22 protein-coding genes are annotated in these 19,742 nt (G+C 70.8%); 14 read left to right on the top strand and 8 right to left on the bottom strand.

Translation table 11 applies throughout. The features are described from left to right. Nucleotides 1-20 precede the first annotated feature (20 nt). Nucleotides 21-719 (bottom strand): GntR family transcriptional regulator, encoded by a 699-nt coding sequence (locus ACI2K6_RS06275; RefSeq protein WP_114589260.1) that lies wholly within the window; start codon nt 717-719, stop codon nt 21-23. Continuing rightward, nucleotides 716-2,176: a fumarylacetoacetate hydrolase family protein gene (locus tag ACI2K6_RS06270; RefSeq protein WP_282502074.1), complete on the bottom strand. Its 1,461-nt coding sequence runs from the start codon at nt 2,174-2,176 to the stop codon at nt 716-718. The genes ACI2K6_RS06275 and ACI2K6_RS06270 overlap by 4 nt, the downstream gene beginning before the upstream one ends. A 76-nt stretch (nt 2,177-2,252) precedes the next feature. Here ACI2K6_RS06270 and ACI2K6_RS06265 point away from each other — a divergent pair, with 76 nt between their 5' ends. Next, nucleotides 2,253-3,653, top strand: a complete 1,401-nt coding sequence (locus ACI2K6_RS06265) for an MFS transporter (RefSeq protein WP_023952395.1) — start codon at nt 2,253-2,255, stop codon at nt 3,651-3,653. A 22-nt stretch (nt 3,654-3,675) separates the two neighbouring features. Then, complete coding sequence (locus tag ACI2K6_RS06260) at nt 3,676-5,565, top strand: FAD-dependent monooxygenase (protein ID WP_282502075.1); 1,890 nt, start codon at nt 3,676-3,678, stop codon at nt 5,563-5,565. Between the two features lie 9 nt (nt 5,566-5,574). Here ACI2K6_RS06260 and ACI2K6_RS06255 read toward each other — a convergent pair whose 3' ends face one another. Next, complete coding sequence (locus ACI2K6_RS06255) at nt 5,575-7,227, bottom strand: thiamine pyrophosphate-binding protein (protein ID WP_282502076.1); 1,653 nt, start codon at nt 7,225-7,227, stop codon at nt 5,575-5,577. A 156-nt stretch (nt 7,228-7,383) separates the two neighbouring features. Continuing rightward, nucleotides 7,384-7,740, bottom strand: a complete 357-nt coding sequence (locus ACI2K6_RS06250; RefSeq protein WP_269267244.1) for a hypothetical protein — start codon at nt 7,738-7,740, stop codon at nt 7,384-7,386. 178 nt (nt 7,741-7,918) lie between these two features. Here ACI2K6_RS06250 and ACI2K6_RS06245 point away from each other — a divergent pair, with 178 nt between their 5' ends. Further along, nucleotides 7,919-8,428 carry a MarR family winged helix-turn-helix transcriptional regulator gene (locus ACI2K6_RS06245; RefSeq protein WP_274178396.1) on the top strand — a complete coding sequence of 170 codons (510 nt, stop codon included), beginning with the start codon at nt 7,919-7,921 and terminating at the stop codon, nt 8,426-8,428. Nucleotides 8,429-8,487: 59 nt separating this feature from the next. Here ACI2K6_RS06245 and ACI2K6_RS06240 read toward each other — a convergent pair whose 3' ends face one another. Beyond that, nucleotides 8,488-8,610 (bottom strand): hypothetical protein, encoded by a 123-nt coding sequence (locus ACI2K6_RS06240; protein WP_258524624.1) that lies wholly within the window; start codon nt 8,608-8,610, stop codon nt 8,488-8,490. A 104-nt stretch (nt 8,611-8,714) separates the two neighbouring features. Here ACI2K6_RS06240 and ACI2K6_RS06235 point away from each other — a divergent pair, with 104 nt between their 5' ends. The 5 genes from ACI2K6_RS06235 to ACI2K6_RS06215 all read left to right on the top strand — a co-directional run bounded on the left by ACI2K6_RS06235 (nt 8,715) and on the right by ACI2K6_RS06215 (nt 12,557). Further along, the gene (locus tag ACI2K6_RS06235; RefSeq protein ID WP_112616536.1) at nt 8,715-8,933 is read left to right on the top strand and encodes a multidrug transporter; all 219 of its coding nucleotides are present in this window, start codon (nt 8,715-8,717) and stop codon (nt 8,931-8,933) included. Further along, nucleotides 8,930-10,105, top strand: a complete 1,176-nt coding sequence (locus ACI2K6_RS06230) for a zinc-dependent alcohol dehydrogenase (RefSeq protein WP_404568277.1) — start codon at nt 8,930-8,932, stop codon at nt 10,103-10,105. The genes ACI2K6_RS06235 and ACI2K6_RS06230 overlap by 4 nt, the downstream gene beginning before the upstream one ends. 24 nt (nt 10,106-10,129) lie before the next feature. Continuing rightward, nucleotides 10,130-10,570, top strand: coding sequence for an SRPBCC family protein (locus tag ACI2K6_RS06225; protein WP_282502078.1), 441 nt, complete (start codon nt 10,130-10,132; stop codon nt 10,568-10,570). Next, entirely contained in the window at nt 10,567-12,021 is a 1,455-nt protein-coding gene (locus ACI2K6_RS06220) for an NAD(P)/FAD-dependent oxidoreductase (protein ID WP_274178398.1), read from the top strand. Before ACI2K6_RS06225 ends, ACI2K6_RS06220 begins: the two co-directional genes overlap by 4 nt. An 86-nt stretch (nt 12,022-12,107) precedes the next feature. Then, nucleotides 12,108-12,557: a MarR family winged helix-turn-helix transcriptional regulator gene (locus ACI2K6_RS06215; RefSeq protein WP_269267256.1), complete on the top strand. Its 450-nt coding sequence runs from the start codon at nt 12,108-12,110 to the stop codon at nt 12,555-12,557. Between the two features lie 2 nt (nt 12,558-12,559). Here the strand turns inward: ACI2K6_RS06215 and ACI2K6_RS06210 are convergent, their stop codons facing one another. Continuing rightward, the gene (locus tag ACI2K6_RS06210) at nt 12,560-12,859 is read right to left on the bottom strand and encodes an ATP-dependent DNA ligase (RefSeq protein WP_282502079.1); all 300 of its coding nucleotides are present in this window, start codon (nt 12,857-12,859) and stop codon (nt 12,560-12,562) included. Between the two features lie 173 nt (nt 12,860-13,032). On the opposite strand from ACI2K6_RS06210, the gene ACI2K6_RS06205 reads away from it, so the two are divergent. From ACI2K6_RS06205 to ACI2K6_RS06195, 3 genes are all read left to right on the top strand, one after another. Continuing rightward, nucleotides 13,033-13,329 carry a hypothetical protein gene (locus ACI2K6_RS06205; RefSeq protein ID WP_114589261.1) on the top strand — a complete coding sequence of 99 codons (297 nt, stop codon included), beginning with the start codon at nt 13,033-13,035 and terminating at the stop codon, nt 13,327-13,329. A 44-nt stretch (nt 13,330-13,373) separates the two neighbouring features. Further along, nucleotides 13,374-14,333, top strand: a complete 960-nt coding sequence (locus ACI2K6_RS06200; protein WP_282502080.1) for a Gfo/Idh/MocA family protein — start codon at nt 13,374-13,376, stop codon at nt 14,331-14,333. A gap of 64 nt (nt 14,334-14,397) precedes the next feature. Next, nucleotides 14,398-14,691 (top strand): hypothetical protein, encoded by a 294-nt coding sequence (locus ACI2K6_RS06195; protein WP_112616550.1) that lies wholly within the window; start codon nt 14,398-14,400, stop codon nt 14,689-14,691. A 13-nt stretch (nt 14,692-14,704) separates the two neighbouring features. On the opposite strand, the gene ACI2K6_RS06190 is transcribed toward ACI2K6_RS06195, so the two are convergent. Next, nucleotides 14,705-15,160 carry a CinA family protein gene (locus ACI2K6_RS06190; protein ID WP_282502082.1) on the bottom strand — a complete coding sequence of 152 codons (456 nt, stop codon included), beginning with the start codon at nt 15,158-15,160 and terminating at the stop codon, nt 14,705-14,707. Nucleotides 15,161-15,341: 181 nt separating this feature from the next. Between ACI2K6_RS06190 and ACI2K6_RS06185 the strand changes: the two genes are divergently transcribed. Continuing rightward, the gene (locus ACI2K6_RS06185) at nt 15,342-15,932 is read left to right on the top strand and encodes a DoxX family protein (RefSeq protein ID WP_269267261.1); all 591 of its coding nucleotides are present in this window, start codon (nt 15,342-15,344) and stop codon (nt 15,930-15,932) included. A 56-nt stretch (nt 15,933-15,988) separates the two neighbouring features. Here ACI2K6_RS06185 and ACI2K6_RS06180 read toward each other — a convergent pair whose 3' ends face one another. Beyond that, nucleotides 15,989-16,594, bottom strand: coding sequence for a LuxR C-terminal-related transcriptional regulator (locus tag ACI2K6_RS06180; protein WP_282502084.1), 606 nt, complete (start codon nt 16,592-16,594; stop codon nt 15,989-15,991). Nucleotides 16,595-16,632: 38 nt separating this feature from the next. On the opposite strand from ACI2K6_RS06180, the gene ACI2K6_RS06175 reads away from it, so the two are divergent. Together ACI2K6_RS06175 and ACI2K6_RS06170 are read left to right on the top strand one after the other, a co-directional pair. Continuing rightward, complete coding sequence (locus ACI2K6_RS06175; protein ID WP_112616556.1) at nt 16,633-17,187, top strand: TetR/AcrR family transcriptional regulator; 555 nt, start codon at nt 16,633-16,635, stop codon at nt 17,185-17,187. 55 nt (nt 17,188-17,242) lie between these two features. Continuing rightward, nucleotides 17,243-19,729, top strand: coding sequence for an MMPL family transporter (locus ACI2K6_RS06170; protein ID WP_404568276.1), 2,487 nt, complete (start codon nt 17,243-17,245; stop codon nt 19,727-19,729). Nucleotides 19,730-19,742: the final 13 nt, after the last annotated feature.

Genomic DNA, 19,742 nt, shown 5'->3' with positions numbered 1-19,742 from the left:
GTCCTTGCAGCAGGGGGCGGTCAGAAGTTGGGCAGGCCGAGCGCCTGATCGGGGTGCTCGTGCGTCATGTAGGCGTCGAGGGTGGCCGAGCGGTGGCGCCGCGCGGCGTGCTCGATCTCGGTGAGGGGCGCCCCTCGTTCGATCAGCGCCAGGATGTGCTCGTGCTCCCGCACCGACTCCTGCGCGCGGCCCGGGACGAAGCTGAAGGTCGAGTCGCGCAGGTGTCCGAGCCGTGCCCATTCGGCCTGCACGAGTTCGAGCATTCGAGGGTTGGCGCACTGCTCGAACAGCGTCGCGTGGAACTCCTGGTTCAACCGGGTGAACGAGCGCGGATCGAAGTGATCGAGAGACTCGGTCATCAGCGCGTTGATCTCGCGCGCACGCCGGATGTCGTCGACGCTCAGCGCGCGCGCCGCGAGCGCCGTCGCGGCGCCCTCGAGGATCGACAGCGCCTGCATGCTGAAGCGGTACTGCGAGTCGTCGACCATCGCCACGCGGGCGCCGATGTTGCGCTCGAAGGTCACGAGGCCCTCGGCCTCGAGCTGGCGGATCGCCTCGCGCACCGGGACGACGCTCATGTCGAGCTCGCCGGCGATCGTCCCGAGCACGAGCCGGTACCCCGGGGTGAACTCCTGCTCGGCGATGCGCTCGCGGATCCAGTGATACGCGCGCTGCGACTTGCTCTGCGTCTCGGGCAGGGGAGGCGTCGGGGAGGTCATGCGCCGCGCTCGCCGTCGTACCGGGCGCGCCAGGCCGCGTTCATCGGGAACAGCCCGTCGACCGAGGCGCCCTCCGCCACGCGCGCGGCGATCCAGGCGTCCTCGTCCTCCTGAGCGAGGGCCGCATCGACGACCTCGGCGACGAGAGGCGGCGGGACGACGATGACCCCGTCGGCGTCGCCCACGATGACGTCTCCGGGCTGGACGGTCGCGCCGCCGCAGGCGATGGTTCCGCCCGCCTCCCACGGGACGTGCTTGCGCCCGAGCACGGCCGGATGCGCGCCCGCGGCATAGACGGGCAGCCCGATCTCGGCGACGGCGGCGTAGTCACGCACGCCGCCGTCGGTGACGACGCCGGCGGCTCCCCGGGTCCGGGCGCGGAGGGCCAGGATGTCGCCGAGCGTGCCCGATCCGGTCTCGCCGCGCGCCTCGATGACGATGACCTCGCCGGGCGAGACCGCGTCGAACACCTGCTTCTGCGCGTTGAAGCCGCCGCCGTGCCGGGCGAAGAGGTCGGGGCGGAACGGCACGAACCGCAGCGTGGCGGCCGTTCCGACGAGCTTGCTGGCGGGGTGCATCGGCCGCACGCCGTCGATCGTCACGTCGTCGAGCCCGCGCTTGCGCAGCTGCTGCGACAGTGCCGCGACGGGCACGCGCTCGAGCTTGGCCCGGAGATCGTCGGTAAGGCCGGATGCCGGCTCGTCCGGCAGCCCGGCAGCTTCGCGCGATCCCCAGGCCTCCTCGCGCTGGATGTCGTCGACCGTGGGAAGCGAGCCGAGCGCGGGATCGAACGCGGCGCCCTCGTCGGCGACGACGGTCGTCACGAGTCGTCCCGACGTGGCGCCGGTGTCGAGCGCGTCGACCTCGATCTCGACGACGTCGCCGGGGACGATGACCGACGATCCGGCCGGCGTGCCGGTCAGGATGACGTCGCCGGTCTCGAGGGTCAGGTGCTGCGAGAGGTCGGCGACGATCTGCGCCAGCGGGAACAGCAGGCCGCCGGTGGTGTCGTCCTGCACGAGGTCGCCGTTGACCCAGGCGCGGACGCGGAGACGGTGCGGGTCGACGGTCCGGGCGTCGATGAGGTCGGGGCCGAGGGGAGTAAAGCCGTCGCGGCTCTTCGAGCGGAGGTTCGATCCCTTGTCGGCGGCGCGCAGGTCGTAGACGCCGAGGTCGTTGGCCGCGGTGACGGCGGCGACGTGGTCCCAGGCCTCGGCGAGGCCGACCCGGTGCGCGTCGCGCCCGATGACGAGCGCGATCTCGCCCTCGAACGCCAGCAGCTCGGTACCCGCCGGGCGTTCGACCGTGTCGCCGCTCCCGGCGATCGAGCTCGACGCCTTCAGGAAGTATGAGGGGGCGGCGGGCGTGCGCCCGCGCTGCGCGGCCCGGGATGCATAGCTCAGGTGGACCGCGATGATCTTGCCCGGTCGACCGGAGCTTCCTCGCTCTTGTCTCATATTCGAAATCGTATATGATCATTGCCAGCAGAACAACGTCTGCAGACAACGTCGTCGACACCTCGGGAGCACGAAGATGAGCACCCCCACATCCACCCCCGGTCCGGCCGCACGCAGCGGCTTCACTCCGACCGGGACCATCGCCACCGCCGCCGACCGCCGCCGCGTGGTCTTCGCCACCGTCGTCGGGACGACGGTCGAGTGGTACGACTTCTTCATCTACGCCACGGCGGTCGGGCTGGTCTTCGGCCAGCTCTTCTTCGCTCCGCTCGGCGCCAACAGCGCGTTGATCGGTTTCGCCACCGTCGGGGTGAGCTTCCTCTTCCGGCCCCTCGGCGCCTTCCTCGCCGGCCATCTCGGCGACCGGCTCGGGCGCAAGCTCGTGCTGATGTGGACGCTCATCCTCATGGGCGTCGCGACGGCACTGATCGGCCTGTTGCCCACGTACGAGACGATCGGCCTCGCCGCGCCGGTCATCCTCGTGCTGCTGCGCATCGTCCAGGGCATCTCGGCCGGCGGCGAATGGGGCGGTGCCGTGCTCATGGCCGTCGAGCACGCCCCGAAGACGCGCCGTGGCGCATTCGGCGCGTCGCCGCAGATCGGCGTACCGCTCGGCCTCCTCCTCGCGTCCGGAGTGATGGCGCTCATGGCCATGATCGCTCCCGGCGAGGCGTTCCTGGCCTGGGGCTGGCGGGTCCCGTTCCTCCTGAGCGTCGTGCTCATCCTCGTCGGCTGGTACGTGCGTCGCCGCGTGGAGGAGAGCCCCGTGTTCACCGAGCTCGCCGAGCGGCGCGAGAAGGCCCACATGCCGATCGTGCAGCTCTTCCGCAAGCACGCCGCTCTCGTGATCATCGCCGCGTTCGTCTTCGCGGGGAACAACGCCGTCGGCTACATGACCACCGGCGGCTACATCCAGAACTACGCCACCAACCCCGACGGACCGCTCGGGTTCGACCGCGAACCGGTCCTGTGGGCGGTCGCCGGTTCGGCGGTCACCTGGCTCGTCACGACGCTCATCGCCGGGTTCCTCTCCGACCGCATCGGGCGCCGCACGACCTACATCGCCGGCTGGATCCTCCAGCTCGCGGGCGTGTTCGCTCTCTTCCCGCTCGTGAACACCGGAAGCATCGGCCTCCTCTTCGCCGGGCTGGCGATCCTGACGATCGGCCTGGGCCTGACGTACGGTCCGCAGGCCGCCCTGTACGCCGAGCTCTTCCCGGCATCCATCCGGTTCTCGGGCGTCTCGATCTCCTACGCCATCGGCGCCATCCTCGGCGGCGCGTTCGCGCCGACGATCGCCACCGCGCTCGTGCAGGCGACGGGATCGACCATGTCGGTGACCTGGTACCTGGCGGGGATGACGGTGCTCGGGCTCGTCGCGACGCTGCTGCTGCGCGACCGCAGCGGCATCCCGCTCGACCCCGACCACGAGGCCGAGCAGTCGGTCAGCCCGATCGTCGGCACCGGCCGGCGCTGACCGCGGCGGCGAGGAGGGCACGATGCAGTTCCATCATCACGGCTACGTCTCGGGAGATCCGCGCGTGCAGCCCGCGGCCGGTCGCGGGCTGCACCGCCCCGCCGAGCTGCCCGACGAGACCGACGTCCTCATCGTCGGCTCGGGACCGGCGGGGATGCTGCTGGCGGCGCAGCTGTCGCAGTTCCCCGATGTCGACGTGAGGTTGATCGAGCGCCGCGAGGGGCGTCTCGAGCTGGGGCAGGCAGACGGCATCCAGCCGCGGAGCGTGGAAACCTTCCAGGCGTTCGGATTCGCCGAGCGCATCATGGCGGAGGCCTACAACATCGGCTGGATGAACTTCTGGGCACCCGACCCGGAGGATCCGACGCGCATCGTGCGCACCATGCGCACGGAGGACTATGCGCTGCGGATGAGCGAGTTCCCGCACCTGATCGTCAACCAGGCGCGCGTGCTCGACTACTTCGCCGAGGCCGCGGCGCAGGGACCGGGGCGCGTCGTGCCCGACTACGGCGTCGAGTTCCTCGGGCTGACCGTCGGCGAGGAGGGCGAGTTCCCGGTCGAGGTGCGGGTGCGTCATGTCGGGGGCGCCCGGGCGGGTGAGGAGCGCACGATCCGCGCGAAGTACGTCGCGGGATGCGACGGCGCGCGCAGCCGCGTGCGCGACGCGATCGGCCGGGTCCACGTCGGGGCGGCGTCGGCGCACGCCTGGGGCGTCATGGACGTGCTGGTGAACACCGACTTCCCCGACTGGCGCATCAAGTGCGCGATCAACTCAGCGGCGGGCAACATCCTGCACATCCCACGCGAGGGCGGTTACCTCAGCCGCATGTACATCGACCTCGGCGAGGTCGCCCCCGACGACGATCATCGCGTGCGGCAGACGCCGATCGACGAGATCATCCGGCGAGCCAACGCGATCCTGCACCCGTACTCGATCGACGTGAGAGAAGTCGCCTGGCACAGCGTCTACGAGGTGGGGCATCGCGTCACCGACGGCTTCGACGACGTGCCGGCGGCCGCCCCGCGCGCGCCGCGCGTGTTCCTCACCGGCGACGCCTGCCACACCCACAGCGCGAAGGCCGGGCAGGGGATGAACGTCTCGATGCAGGACGGCTTCAACCTCGGGTGGAAGCTCGGCCACGTCCTGACGGGCCTGGCGGCGCCGTCGCTGCTGTCGACGTACGGGGCGGAACGACGCCCCGTCGCGCAGCAGCTGATCGACTTCGACCGGGAGTGGTCGGCCCTCATGGCGCGCAAGCCCGAGGAGATCACCGACCCGCAGGATCTCGCGACCCACTACCTCGCGACGGCGGAGTTCCCCTCCGGCTTCCGCACCCGGTACGACCCGTCGGAGATCGTCGCGGATGCCGCGCACCAGGACCTCGCTTCGGGCTTCCCGATCGGCATGCGATTCGCGTCGGTCGAGGTCGCGCGCGTCGCCGACGGCAACGCCGTGCACCTGGGTCACCATGCCCGGGCCGACGGGCGGTGGCGCATCTACGCGTTCGCCGACGCCCCGTTGCCGGGCGCGCCGTCCGCGCTCGACGACTTCGCGCGGTGGCTCGCGTCGCCCGTGTCGCCGGTGTCCGTGCACACCCCCGCGGGCGCGGACGTCGACGCGGTGTTCGACGTCAAGGTGGTGTACCAGCAGCGGTACGACGAGATCGAGCTGCCGCTCGTGCCCGACATCTTCCGCCCCCGCACCGGCCCGCTCGGCCTGACGGACTGGGAGAAGGTGTTCGCCGCGGCACCGAGCGCGTGGCACGATGCCGACATCTTCGACGAGCGCGGGCTCTCGCGCGACGGAGTCGTCGTTGTCGTCCGCCCCGACCAGTACGTCGCGGCTGTGCTGCCGCTCACCGCGACCGACGAGCTGACCGCCTTCTTCGCGGGAGCCCTGCTGCGCGCCTAGGGCTTCGCCCTAGGAGTTCACGCGGAGGATCTCCTCCTGGTACGGGGCGCGGATCGTCGCCGACACCCGCAGGTCGAGCAGGAGGAACGGGCGCTCATCGGCGGGGCGATCGCGCCACCGGGCGAGGGCCTCGAGATCGTCGAGCGTGCGCACCACGACGGCCTCGCCGCCGACCGCGCGGCACAGCGCGGCGAAGTCGACCTCGGGGATGAGCATGGGGGCGGGGGCGAGGCCCTGCGCGCCGTACAGGTGCACCTCGGCGCCGTACGCGCGGTCGTTCCACACGACGGCGAGGCCGCGGCCGCCGGCGACCCGGACGGCCGACTCGAGGTCGCTGACGGCCATGAGACCGCCGCCGTCGCCCGTCGTCAGCACGATCGTCGCGGCGGGACGGGCGCGGGCTGCGCCGGGGACCGAGGGGAAGCCGAGGCCGATCGACTGATAGGCGGTGCCGACCATCATCATCCGGTCGGGTGACGACACGGGCCAGTACATGTTCGCCCATCCGATGAAGTGGCCACCGTCCGACACGACGACGCGGTCCTCGGGCAGCAGCTCTCCGATCCGCCGCGCGGCGGACCGCGGGTCGAGACGCCCGTCGGGGGCGAGGGCGTCGCCGGGGAGATGGTCGCGCAGGGCGGCGATGTCGAGCGACTCGCGCCATCCGCTCGCCGGAGCGACGAGCGCGGCGAGCTCGTCGGCGATCGCCCGGGCCGCGAGGGCCGCGTCGGCGCGCAGGTAGAGCCCGACGTGCGGATGCGTCGCCGTGGGTGCCGTGTCGATCTGAGCGACCGTCGTCCCGGGGGCGAACAGAGTCCCGAACCGCATCGTGAACTGGTTGAGAGACGCGCCGACGACGAGCACGACATCGGCGTCGCGGATGACGGACATCGCCCCGTCGGCGCCGAATCCGCCGGTCACGCCGAGATCGAACTCCGGACGCGGGAAGACCCCGCGCCCGAGAGCCGTGGTCGCGGTCACCGCTCCCGTCGCGTCGGCGATCGCGCCGAGAGCGGTGCCCGCTCCGGCGAGCCACGCGCCGCGGCCCGCGAGGAGGAGGGGCCGCTGCGCGCCCGCCAGTGCGCGGGCGATCTGCGTCACGGTTCCGGTCGCGAACGGCGTGGCGGGAGCGAGCTCAGGCGCTCGCCGCGGCTCGGGGGTACGGGTGAGCGGGCCGGCGTCGGCTTTGGCGACGTCGTAGGGGATCGCCAGCACGACGGGGGAGGAGTACGCGAGGGCGTGCTCGATCGCGATGACGGTCGCGGCCGCGGCATCCGCCCGGCCCACCGTGTAGGTGCGGACTCCGACCGCCGAGGCGAGCGCGATCTGGTCGACGTCCCACGGGCGCGGGCCGGACGTCGGCGCATCGCCGACGACGAGGACCAGCGGGGTGCGTGCCTGCGCTGCCTCCGCGAGCGGTGTCAGGGTGTTGGTGAACCCCGCTCCGTACGTCGCGGTCGCGGCCGCGAGGCCTCCGCCGGCACGGTAGTGGGCATCGGCGGACACCACGCCGCCCGCCTCATGACGGAGCGCGGTGAAGGTGACGCCGGGGGAGCGCTCGAGCGCATCGAGCAGGTGTGCGTTGCCATTGCCCATCACGCCGAAGACGTGCGAGACGTGTCGGGAGAGGGCGGCGGCGACGTGCGCGGAGACGGAGGGCATGGCGATGCCTTTCGAGACGGAACGGTGATGGAGGCCGTATGTGTCTCACGCGCGGATGCCGCTTCGTGCCCATTTTTCGAGCACCGACGGCAACGCCGCCGCCGGACGTTCCGATTATAGGAACGACCGACGACGGCGTGAAGTGTTCGGTACGGGTTACGCCGGGACCTTCAGTCGCGGCACTCCGGCGGTCACCGGCCGCAGCTCACGCTGCGGGGCCTCGGGGATCTCCTGGTCCAGCGCGACGACGAGTCCGGCGGACGACGTCGCCGCATTGGCCATGTCGCGGATGGCGGCCGGGTTGAGGACCTCCATGTCGGCGCTTTCGAAGACGAAGCGCAGCGGGATGGACGGCTGCAGCCAGATCGAGGAACGACCGTCGTCGGCCGTCCACGACATCATGAAGCTCTCGTTGCGCCGCAGCTTCGTCGCGATGACGACTTTGAGGTGCGCGAGCAGGCGGTCCGGGATCTCGATTCGGGTGTCGGAGTTTCCGTAGTGGAGCTGTCCCATGCTGTCCTCCTGAGATCGTCGATGAGCGAGTGAAGTGTTGGTTCCCTCGTTAAGTATCTAGCCAGACAAGACAGTTTCTGTCAATTCTTAGATCCTATGTATCTCACCATCTGTGAAAGACAGAATCTGTCAAGCTGGGCTAGTGTTCTAGGATGCTGTCGGAGGAGGTGGCAACCCGATGCCTCGAAACGTCGTCCGTCATGAAGGACTTCACCTGTACGCGGATCAACCTCGTGACGAGGTCGGTCGTCGGCTGAGCGACGCCGTCCTGCGTCTGCGGCGTGCGGAACAGGTGCAGGCCGGGCTCGCCGTGCGCGCCTCCGAGCTGTCGGCGATCGACTTGACCGCGCTGCGCTACCTCGTTCAGGGACACCGCGACGGCCGCGATCTCGGGCCCAAGGACCTCATCGTCATGCTCGCCACCTCGAGCGCCACGGTCACCAATGTCGTCGAGCGTCTCGCCTCGAAGGGCCTGGTCGAGCGCGTGCAGCACCCCAGCGACCGCCGGGCGCACTACCTCGTTCCGACCGCCGCCGCCGTCGAGCGGGTGGATGCCGCCTTCGCCGCCCATCACCGAGCGATTGTGACGGTCATCGATGAGCTCGACCCTGAGCGTACCGCCATCGCGGCCGAGGTCATCGACCTCCTCGCTTCCGCCCTCGACGAGATCGCCGAGCGCAGCGCCTGACTCCCGAACGAAGCGGGGGCCGACTCCATATCAGTGGTGTCGGCCCCCGCTTCGTCGTGTCAGCTGTCTTCGCCCTCAGCCTGCGAGGGGTGTCCCGTCTCCTCTTCCGGGGCTTCGCCCGTGTCGGGGTGATCGGGGTCGGCGCCTTCGGCCTGGCTGGGCTTCGCGTCGTCTCGTGACATCGACGGTCTCCTTCCGAGATGGGGTCGTCGTCTCTGGCTATCACGCTTGTCCAACCCCCGCCATCCCCTCGCCCCGGGCGGGACGATGTGCCTACGGTCACCCCATGTCCGACGCATCCGAACCCCTGACCGACGAAGACGCCCGCCGCGAGGAACTGCTGCGCGCCGGCGGATCGACCGAGGCCGACGCGGCGCCGCGGATCGAGACGAGCGAGCACGACGGCGTCACGCGCATCGACATCGCCGACTCGGCCGCCGTGCGTCCGGGACCTGGGCCCGGTACGCCCGAGGCCGACGGTGACGAGCCGGAGGTCGAGCGATGAAGGCCCTCACCTGGCAGGGGCGCCGCAACGTCTCCGTCGAGACGGTGCCCGACCCCGAGATCCTCGAGCCCACCGATGCGATCGTGCGGATCACCTCGACCGCGATCTGCGGCTCCGACCTGCACCTGTATGAGATCTTCGGGCCGTTCATCGACAGCGGCGACGTGCTCGGACACGAGCCGATGGGCGTCGTCGTCGAGGTCGGCTCGGCCGTCACGAACCTGGCGGTCGGAGACCGCATCGTCGTGCCGTTCAACATCTCGTGCGGGCACTGCTTCATGTGCCGGCGCGGGCTGCAGTCGCAGTGCGAGACGACGCAGGTCACCGAGTACGGCAGCGGCGCGTCGCTGTTCGGCTACACCAAGCTGTACGGCCAGGTCCCCGGCGGTCAGGCCGAGTACTTGCGGGTGCCGCTCGCGGGCTACAACCACATCCGCGTCGGCAACGACCTCCCCGACGACCGGTACCTCTTCCTCAGCGACATCCTGCCGACCGCGTGGCAGGGCGTGGAGTACGCCGATGTTCCCGAGGGCGGCACTCTCGCGGTGATGGGGCTGGGGCCCGTCGGCCAGTTCGTCGCGCGCGTCGGTGTGCACCGAGGGTACCGGGTGCTCGCGGTCGACCCGGTCGCCGAACGGCGAGCGATGGCGGAGCGGCACGGTGCGGACGTGTTCGACCTGACCGACTCGGTGGTCGACGAACTCCGCGACCTCACCGACGGGCGCGGCGCGGACGCCGTCGTGGATGCCGTCGGCATGGAGGCCCACGGGAACCCCGCCGTCTCGACGGTGCACAAGGCGTTGGGGCTGCTGCCCGATGCCCTGGCTCAGAAGGTCTTGGAGACCGGCGGGCTCGATCGGCTGGCGGCGCTCCACTCGTCGATCGACATCGTCCGCCGCGGCGGCACCGTCTCGCTCAGCGGCGTGTACGCCGGCGAGGCCGACATGATGCCGATGAAGACGATGTTCGACAAGCAGCTGAGCCTTCGGATGGGTCAGTGCAACGTCAAGCGGTGGATCGATGACCTGCTGCCTCTCGTCGAAGACCCCGCTGACCCGCTCGGCGTCATGGATCTGACGACCCACCGCGCGCCGCTGTCCGACGCGCCGGGCCTCTACGAGACTTTCCAGAAGAAGGAGGACGGCTGCATCAAGGTGGTGCTGCAGCCGTGACTCCGCCCCGGAGAGGAGACTGCCATGTCGCGTAACGTCCGACTCATGCGCTGCGCCCCCGAAGACGTCTTCGCGGTCCTGAACGACGGCTGGCTGTTCCCGGCGTGGGTCGTCGGTGCTTCGCGCATGCGCGATGTCAGTCCCGCCTGGCCCCAGAAGGGGTCGCGTCTGCACCATTCCTTCGGGGTGTGGCCCTTCGTCATCGACGACAGCACGTCGGTGCTCGAATTCGATCCGCCGCACCGCATGGTGCTGCAGGCGCGCGGCTGGCCGATCGGCGAAGCCCACATCACCATCGACGTCAAGCCCCGAGGCGATGACTGCGTCGTGCGCATTCAGGAAGTGGCCGCGGAGGGGCCGGGGTCGTTCATCCCGCAACCGCTGCTCGACCTGCCCCTGCACGTGCGCAACGCCGAGACCCTGCGTCGGCTCGCGCACCTCGCGGAGGGCGGCGCGGGACGGTGACGACCGAGTACGACGCCGTCATCGTCGGCTCCGGGCCGAACGGGCTGGCGGCGGCCGTCACCCTGGCGCGCTCCGGGCTCTCGGTCGCGGTGTTCGAAGCCGAGGATCACTTCGGCGGCGGGGCGGCCTCCGGGGAGATCACCCTCCCCGGCTACCTGCACGACCTGTGCTCGGCGGTGCACCCGCTCGCATTCGAATCCGCCTTCTTCCGCGAGTTCGGACTGCGCCACCGCGTCGAGTTCGTCGTGCCCGAGGTGTCGTACGCGCACCCTCTCGACGGCGGCGCGGCGCTGGCGTACCGCGATCTCGACCGCACGGCGGAGGGGCTCGGTGCCGACGGCCGCGCGTATGCCCGGCTGATGGCGCCGCTCGTCGAGCGCGTGCGCGGCATCGCGGACTTCACCGGTGGATCGCTGCTGCGCGTGCCCGGCGATCCGATCGCCGCGGCCTGGTTCGGCCTGCGCACCCTCGAGCAGGGGACACCGGCATGGAGCCTGCGGTTCCGCGAGCAGGCGGCCCCGGCCCTCATGTCGGGGGTCGCGGCCCACACCATTCTCGGCCTCCCGAGTCTCGCGGCAGCCGGCGGCGGCCTCACCCTCGCGACATACGGTCATGCCCGCGGGTGGCCGATCCCGATCGGCGGAAGCGGGGCGATCGTGGCCGCCATGGTCGACGACATCCGTGCGCACGGCGGCGAGCTGTTCTCGGGACGCCGTATCGATTCGCTCGACGAGCTGCCGAGCGCGCGCGCCGTGATGCTCGACGTGACGCCGCGCGCCCTCATCGCGATCGCCGGGGACCGGATGCCGACGCGCTATCGGCACCGCCTCGAGCGCTTCCGGTACGGTGACGCGGTGGCGAAGGTCGACTTCGCCCTGTCCGCGCCGGTGCCGTGGCGCGATCCCGCGATCGCGCAGAGCGGCACTGTCCACGTCGGCGGGACCCGGCCGGAGATCGCCGCCTCCGAGAACGCGGTGCGCGCCGGCCGGCTGCCCGACGCGCCGTATGTGCTCGTCGCGCAGCCGTCGCTGTTCGATGCGGGCCGGGCGCCGGAGGGCCATCACACCCTGTGGGCATACACGCACGTTCCCGCGGGCAGCGAGGTCGACCGGACCGAGGCGATCGTGCGCCAGATCGAGCGGTTCGCGCCGGGCTTCCGCGACACGATCCTCGCGACCCACTCGGAGACCGCGCAGCAGGTCGCCGCGCGCAACCTCAACTATCCCGAGGGTGACATCTCCGCCGGCATCCCGTCGCTCGATCAGCTGATCGCCCGCCCGTTGCTCGCACGCGACCCGTGGCGGACGCCCATGGGCGGCGTCTATCTGTGCTCGTCCTCGACGAGCCCGGGCCCAGGCGTTCATGGGCTGGCCGGATGGTGGTCGGCTCTGAGCGCTCTGCGGCACGAGTTCGGGGTGCTCACGCGTCCCGACCTCTCACCGCGTCTCTAGGGGTGGGAGGCGCCGGAGTCAAGCGGAAGAGCGCCCCGTCGCCGCGCTCGTACAGTGGACGCACCATTGTCGTCTGCGGGAGGTTCATGGTGTCCGGTGCTTCCGAGCCCGAATCCGTCGCGCGAGCCGTCGAACGGCTCCGTCTGGCAGAGGCCAGCCTGGCTCGGCGGCGTCAGAGCGACTGCGGTCCCAGTGAGACGGCGCGCGCCGCAATGCGGGTGGTGTACGACAGCGCGGATGCCGGCCGGCGCGTCACCCCGACCGACATCGCCGCCTCGCTGGGCATCTCGACGCCGACGGCGACGACCATGCTGAAGCGTCTCCGCGACGGGGGACTGGTGGCGTTCGAGCGCAACCCCGACGACGGTCGGAGCAAGTACGTCGTGCCGACCGATCGCAACGCAGACGTCGAGGGTGTCGATCCGCTGACGCTGCGTGTGCGCGACATCGCGCGCGGGCTGGATGACGACACCGCCGCGAAGCTGACGACCCTTCTCGACGCGATCGCGGATGCGGTCGACGAGGAGTGTCGCTGAGGTCAGGCGTCGCCGGTCGCGGGCTCCGGGACGACACGCAGGCCGTTCGCTCCGCCCGCTTCGAGCAGGAGGGCCTCGACCCAATGTCGATTGATCGTCGGCGGACGGCTGCCGCTGAAGAGGAACACCATCGGGACGGCCGGGTGCACCCACACGCTGAACAGCCCGCTGTCGGTCGAACGGTGGAACATGAACGGCTCGTTGCGGCGCAGCTTGTTCATGAACACGACCCGCAGGTGCGCGAGCAGACGGTCTTCTACGTCGAACGTCCGTCCTTGACTGCCGTAAACGAGTGTTCCCACGGACGCGAGGGTACTGGCGGGGGTCCGCCTAATTAATTCCGGTTAGTTAGGCGAACTAGTTAGAGGAGGGATGGCGCGTAAACCCCTCGTGAACTTCTGTCAAGCGGGTAGGTGCAGACGGCTCGGGCCGCGATAGTCGTGTCAGAGCGACGGGAGTGATCATGGTCTTGGATATGTCACCGATCGCCCGCAAGCCCAGCGCGGTGCGCCTGGCCACGTCGGGCGCTCTGCGTCAGCTGCCGTCGCGGCGGCCGGAAGCGCCGAGCACCGAGGCGGACGTCCGCTGGGAGCTCGTCGACGTCGACCGTTACGAGGTGCGAGAGGGAGAGGTCACCCTCGGCTACATCGACGTCGTCGGCGCGGTCTTCGTAGCCCTCGGCGGGCCCTGGTACTCGGCTGCCGTCGAGCTGCGTCAGACGCTCCGCTTCGATGAAGCGGTGCAGACGCTGCGCTCGACCCGGCGTCACTGAGGCGCGGCCCGGCAGCGGTCCTCCGGCCTCCTAGGCTGGGGGACATGATCCGCATCGCCACCATCGGCACGAGTGTCATCACCGACGCCTTCATCGGTGCGGCCTCTCGCACCCCGGGGATCGAGGTCGTCGCGGTGTCGTCTCGAGATGCGGTGAAGGCGCAGGCCTACGCCGATCGTCTGGGTGTCGCACGGGCGATCGCCGGCCTCGATACCGTCCTCGCCGATCCCGAAGTCGACGCGGTCTACATCGGTTCGCCGAACGCCGCCCACGGCTCGCAGGTCGAGTCCGCCATCGCGGCGGGCAAGCACGTGCTCGTGGAGAAGCCCGCGGTCGCCACAGCCCGGGAGTGGGATGACCTCGTCGACCGGTCGCGCCGCGCGGGCGTGATCCTGCTCGAGGCGATGCGCACGGCGTACGACCCCGGCATCGCGGCCGTCCGCGAGCAGCTCGGATCGCTCGGAACCCTCCGCCGCGCCTCGTTCCACTACGCCAAACGGTCGTCGCGCTACGACGCCGTGCTGGCGGGTGGGACGCCGAACATCTTCGATCCCGCCATGGGCGGCGGAGCGCTCGCGGATCTGGGTGTCTACGGCGTGCACGCGGCGGTCCTCCTGTTCGGTGAACCCACCCGCGTGGCCGGGTCGTCGGTGACGATCGCCACGGGCGCTGACGGCGCCGGTCTGGCGGTGCTCGAATACCCGGGGCTGGTCGTCGACGTCGGCTACTCGAAGATCACCACCGCTTTCCGGTCGAGCGAGATCCAGGGCGAGGATGCGACGCTGCTCATCGATCACCTGGCCAGTCCGCGCCGCGTGACACGGGTCGGTCTCGACGGTGCGGAGTCCGCGTGGACGTCGGATGCTGCCGTCGACACGCTCGACGGCGAGGTCGCGCGTTTCGTCGAGCTCGTGGGCGGCGCGATCGCTCCGGACGAGGACCAGGCGCGCACGGCGGCGACGCTGCGGACCATGGAGCGCATCCGCCAGGCGACAACCGGCTGACGCATCCGCTGAGCGCCCTGTCAAGGCCCTGGGGTTTCAGCCGGTGTCGACGCAGGCTCGTCCCATGCACCACACGGGACTGCGCTGGGATGAGATCGCTGAGGATGCCTGGCGGGTATGCGATCCCACGCGCCCGTCCTCCGATGCCGATGCCGTCGTCGCCTACGTCGAACGGCGCCGGGACGGTGTCTTCGAGGTGGTGTGGCTCTGCGGCACTGCGGGGACCGAGACCTTCGTCGCGATCGGTGAAGCCGCCTGCGCGATCGCCGACCGACACGCCGCGTCCCGCCGCACCGGGTCGCCGCTGGCGACCAAGCCGATTCCCATCGCGCACCGTCCGCCGCTTTCGCGGGCCTGAGGCTCGGGTGCGGTCAGCGCCGCATCCGATCGATCAGCAACCCGACGGCTGCGTTCGCGCTGTCGTCGATGACCTGTTCGGGCTCGCCGTCGAGGTCGAGCAGGACGTGGCCCGTCTCTGCGCCGTCGCTCCACCCGAGGTACACCGTCCCCGGCTCGTGGCCGTCGTGCGGCTCCGGACCCCCGACGCCCGTCACCGACACCGCCAGATCCGCGCCTGTCAGGTCGCGGACCGCGCGTGCGAGGTGCTCGGCGCATTCCGGGGAGCAGGGGTCGATCCCCTCGGCCAGACCCAGGACGCGGTGCTTCGTCTCCAGTCGGTAGGCCACGACGCCGCCGGCGAACCAGTCGCCCGCGCCCTCCGCCGCGCCGATGGTGGCGGCGAGGTTGCCCGAGGTCAGCGATTCCGCCACCGCGATCACGGTGCCGCTCTCCTGTGCCAGCCGGGCGAGTTCATCGATGTGGGTCATTTCTCCTCCTGGCGCGACCCTAAGCACCGGTGGAGGAGACGCGTGCGGGGATTGTCTCCGATTCGGCACGGTGATATCGCGCGGGAGGCGCAGAGCTCGACTGGGACTTTGGTCCCTGGTGTAGTCATCGCGAATGCGAGATAGTTATGTGGTCAGACCACATACGACGAAGGAGACAGAAATGACCACGCACGCGGTCCACGCAGCCATCCCCCGCACGGAGGCTCGGACCCGCACCCAGGCGATCGCCCGCCAGGACGAGATCGTGACCTCGCTCGCCGGGCGCCGCACTCTCGCTGCGCTGCGCTACGCGACCGGCTTCATCTTCCTCTGGGCGTTCCTCGACAAGCTGTTCGGCCTCGGATTCTCGACGCCGTTCGAGCGGGCGTGGATCAACGGCGGCACCCCGGCGCAGGGCTTCCTCAACAGCCCCGCCGTCACCGGCCCCCTTCAGCCCTGGTTCCAGAGCATGGCGAGCCCGCTCGCCGACGTCCTGTTCATGGCGGGCATGCTGGCCATCGGAGTCGCCGTCATGTCGGGCATCGGTCTCCGCGTCGCAGCGGTAGCCGGAAGCCTCGTCATGCTCCTGATGTACCTCGCCGAGTGGCCGTTCGCCTGGGGTGCGGCATCTACCAACCCCCTCGTCGACTACCACATCGTCTACGCTCTCGCGCTGATCGTGATCGCCGTGCTCCACGCCGGCGACACCTGGGGCCTCGGCGCCATGTGGAAGAAGCTGCCTCTTGTGCAGCGCTTCCGGTGGCTCGTCTGACACCGAGTCGCCCCGCCGAAGGCGCGGATCCCCCCCCCGGGGGTCCGCGCCTTCGCTCATTCGTGCGCGGGCTGCGCCGCGCGAAGAGCGGCCTGCGTGCGGCTGGTGACGCCGAGCGTTCGCATGATGCCTGTCAGATGGTTCTTGACCGTCTTCTCGGCGATGCCGAGCTCGGCCGCGATCGCGCGATTCGACAGCCCGCGGGCGACGAGCGCCAGCACTTCCCGCTGGCGCCGGGGGAGAGGGTCCGGAGACGGCGCGGAGGACGCGGTCGTATGCAGCGTCGCGCCCAGCGGATGGCCCGATCCCACCCGGCGCACGGCGTCGATCAGCTCTCCGGCCGCGACGTCCTCGAGGAGGAAGGCGGACGCGCCCGCCGATGCGCTCTCGCGACGCGCCTCGTCGTCGTCCGAGGCGCAGAGGATGATGCAGTGCAGGCGCGGATCCGCTGCGCGCAGGGCGGCGCAGACCGCCGCGCCGGTGCCGTCTGCCAGCTGATAGCCGAGGATCGCGACATCCGGTCGTGTCACCCCGGCGCGAGCCTTCGCCTGACGTGCGGTCGCCGCCTCGGCGACGACCTGCATGCCCGCGGCCGCGTCGATCAGGTCGGCCACGCCGCGGCGCACCAGGTCGTGATCGGCCAGGACCAGCACGGCGAGCATGGCCTCCACCGTAGCGTTCGGCTGGATACGGTGGGGGGATGGAGGAGCACCGGGCCGGTCCGCGGCGGAGCGAACAGGCCCGCCTCGCGGTCCTGACGGCGGCGGCCGACCTGCTCGCGCAGAACGGCTATGAGAATCTCACCATCGAGGCCATCGCGCGGCAGGCATCGGTCGGCAAACAGACGATCTACCGGTGGTGGCCCTCGCGTGCGGCGATCCTGACGGAGGCGCTGCTCGAGGGCATGATCTTCCGACAGCAGCTCGCGGTGCGGAACACCGGAGACCTGCGCCGCGATCTCACGGAGTGGATGTCGCGGGTGTGGTCGGTCCTCGATGCGCCGCAGGGCCGGATGCTGCTGCGTTCGCTCGTCGCCGCGGCGACCGAGCACCCGGCCATCGGCGAGCTGATGCGCGATCGGCTGAGCGCCGACGGCGGCATCCGGGCGCGGGTCGTCGCGCACGGAGATCCCGCGGTCGCCGCGGTCGAGATCGGCGACGCGATCGCCGGCTGGATGATGATGCAGGTGCTCATGGGCGCGGCTCCGACGCCGGACGGCATCCGGGCGATCGTCCACGCGCTGGTCCCGGGTTAGGGTTGACGAGACGCTGCGTCTCGTCAAGGGCGTCCGCATTCCGAAGGAGTCGCTGATGGCCGAGCTGCTGTACCGCCTGAGCAAGGGAGCCGCGCGTCGCGCATGGCTCGTCGTCGTCGCCTGGGTCGCCGTGCTGGGGATCGCCGGCGGCGCCTTCGCGCTCGGCTTCGGCGGACTCTCATCGAGCTTCGACATCCCGGGCACCGCTTCGTCGAAGGTCACCGACCAGCTCGCCGAGGAGCTGCCCGACTTCGCCGGAGCGGCGGGCACCGTCGTGTTCCACGCTGAGGACGGCGCGCTCACCGACGATCAGCGTGCGGCGATCTCCGACCTCGTCGCCTCCGCCACGGATCTGCCCGACGTCGCGACCGTCAACGACCCGTTCGAGGCCGAGGCGCAGCGCGCGGCGCAGGCCCAGCAGCTGGCTGACGGTCAAGCGCAGATCTTCTCCGCGCGCGACCAGCTCGACGCCGGACAGGCGCAGCTCGATCAGGGCGCGGCGCAGCTCGAGGCGGGCCAGGCCCAGCTCGACGCCGCGCGCGCCCAACTCGAGGCAGCCGGTGCTCCGGCCGCGCAGCTCGCCGCGCTCGCCGCTCAGCAGGCTCAGCTCGACGCGGGCCGCGCCGAGCTGGAGCGGCAGCAGGCGACCCTCGACTCCGGGCGGACCGAGCTCGAGGCGCAGGCCGAGACCGCCGACCTCGGCGGGCGCCTGCTCGACCTCGCCGACGGTATCGCCCTCGTCTCGCCGGACGGCTCGACCGCGACCGTGAACGTCGCCTTCACCCTGCCGCGCCTCGAGCTGCCGCAGGATGCGAAGGACGCCGTCGTCGAGCACTTCACCGCCGCGCCGATCGACGGCGTCGAGGTGGGCTTCTCGACCGAGATCTCCCAGGGCGTGCCGAAGATCCTCGGCGTCGGCGAGGCCGTCGGCGTCGCGGTCGCCGCCGTGGTGCTGCTCGTCATGCTCGGCAGCCTCATCGCCGCCGCCCTCCCGCTCGTCACCGCCATCGTCGGAGTGGGCGTCGGCGTGCTCGGGGTGCTCGCACTGTCGGGAGTCGTGCAGATGGCTTCGGTGACGCCCGTGCTCGGCGTGATGCTCGGGCTCGCGGTCGGCATCGACTACGCCCTGTTCGTGCTCAATCGGCACCGCAAGCAGCTGCTGCGCGGGATCGACCTGCACGAGTCGATCGGCCTCGCCGGCGGAACCGCCGGAAACGCCGTCGTGTTCGCCGGATCGACGGTCGTCGTCGCCCTCCTCGCCCTCAACATCACCGGCATCCCGTTCCTCGGTCTCATGGGTACGGCGGGAGCCGTCTGCGTCGCCATCGCGGTGCTGATCGCGATCACGCTGCTGCCGGCGCTCCTCGGGCTGCTCGGGATGCGCGTGCTCGGCCGTCGTGCGCGTGCGCGCGTAGGCCAGCCCGACGCGGTATCGACCCCGACGCGCGCGATGCCGACCTGGCGCGCCATCACGACCGCCGTCGTGTCGGTCGGGCTCCTGCTCGCCCTCGCGGTTCCGGCGCTGTCGATGCGGGTGGGCCTGCCCGACGGAGCGTCCGAGCCGGAGGGATCGTACGGCCAGCGTGCGTTCGAGCTCACCGAGGACGCGTTCGGCCCCGGTGCGAACTCGCCGCTGCTGGTGACCGCGAGCCTGCCCGAGGGCCTCGACGACACGGGGCGGCTGCGAGCGCAGGTCGCTGTGGCCGAGGCGATCGCCGACCGCGACCACGTCAGTGCCGTCGCGCCGATCGCGGTCTCCGACAGCGGCACCATCGCGGCGTTCCAGGTGATCCCCACGGATGGGCCGAGCAGCGTCGCGACCGAAGACCTGGTGCGTGACCTGCGCTCACTGCCACCGGTCGACGGCGAGTACGCGCTCGGTGTCGCCGGTCAGGCCGCCATCAACATCGACATCTCCGAGGGGCTCGTCGGCATCCTGCCGATCTATCTCGCGGTCGTGGTCGGGCTCTCGCTCGTGATCATGATCGTCGTCTTCCGCTCGCTCGTCGTGCCGCTCATCGCGACCGGAGGCTTCATCCTGTCGCTGTTCGCGACCTATGGCGCGGTCGTCGCGGTCTTCCAGTGGGGGTGGGGCGCCGAGCTCATCGGCCTGCACACGACCGGTCCGATCCTGAACTTCCTTCCGGTGATCCTCGTCGGCATCCTCTTCGGCCTCGCGATGGACTACCAGCTGTTCCTGGCGTCGGGGATGCGCGAGGCGTTCGTGCACGGCTCCGAGGCGAGGCTCGCCGTCATGCAGGGCTTCCGCGCCGGGCGTTCGGTCGTGATCGCGGCCGCGCTCATCATGGTGTCCGTCTTCGGCGGCTTCATCTTCGCCGAGGCGACGATCATCCGCTCGATGGGCTTCGGTCTCGCTTTCGGCATCCTCGTCGACGCGCTCGTCGTGCGCATGCTGCTCATGCCCGCGCTCATGCACCTCATCGGGCGCGGTGCGTGGTGGCTGCCCCGATGGCTCGACCGCATCCTCCCGGATGTCGACGTCGAGGGCGCCAAGCTCGAGCGCACGCACCCGCACGTCTGAGCGCGCCGGCCGG

Source organism: Microbacterium sp. NPDC006705, from assembly GCF_044903545.1.
GTDB lineage: Bacteria > Actinomycetota > Actinomycetes > Actinomycetales > Microbacteriaceae > Microbacterium > Microbacterium plantarum.
The sequence above is the reverse complement of the archived record's forward strand: the minus strand, read 5'-3'. Positions and strand labels throughout refer to the sequence as shown.